Source organism: Streptomyces sp. AC555_RSS877 (genome assembly GCF_019049245.1).
Classification (GTDB): Bacteria; Actinomycetota; Actinomycetes; order Streptomycetales; family Streptomycetaceae; genus Streptomyces.
Genome location: NZ_JAGMUK010000148.1, coordinates 1 through 426, shown reverse-complemented (window position 1 = coordinate 426; position 426 = coordinate 1). Strand labels below are relative to the sequence as shown.

The 426-nt window shown below is 70.2% G+C and carries 1 protein-coding gene; it reads left to right on the top strand.

Annotation, left to right across the window (positions count from 1 at the left end; translation table 11 throughout):
- A partial coding sequence (locus KUM49_RS50900) for an AMP-binding protein (RefSeq protein WP_217241512.1) occupies positions 1 to 426 on the top strand: 426 nt, incomplete at both ends.

The window sequence follows — 426 nt, the reverse complement described above, 5'->3', positions numbered from 1 at the left end:
TCGGCTGGCGCGTTTCCTGCGGGTGCAGGGGGTGGGTGCCGAGTCGGTGGTGGGTTTGTGTCTGCCGCGTGGGGTGGAGACGCTGGTCGGGATCCTCGCGGTGTGGAAGGCGGGGGCGGCCTATCTGCCGCTTGACCCGGGGCAGCCGGCGGAGCGGATCGCGTTCCAGCTGCGGGACAGCCGTGCGGTGCTGACGCTGACGACGGAAGAGATTTTGGATGGTCTTCCGGCGGGCCGGCATCGGCTGGTGGCGGTGGACGACGCGTTGGTGGTGATGCAGTTGGGGGCTGCTTCGGCGGCGGCGCCGGTGGTGGAGGTGCGGCCGGGGCAGGTGGCGTATGTGATCTATACGTCGGGGTCGACGGGGCGGCCGAAGGGTGTCGCGGTCACCCACGAGGGGCTGGCGAATTATGTGTCGTCGGTGCC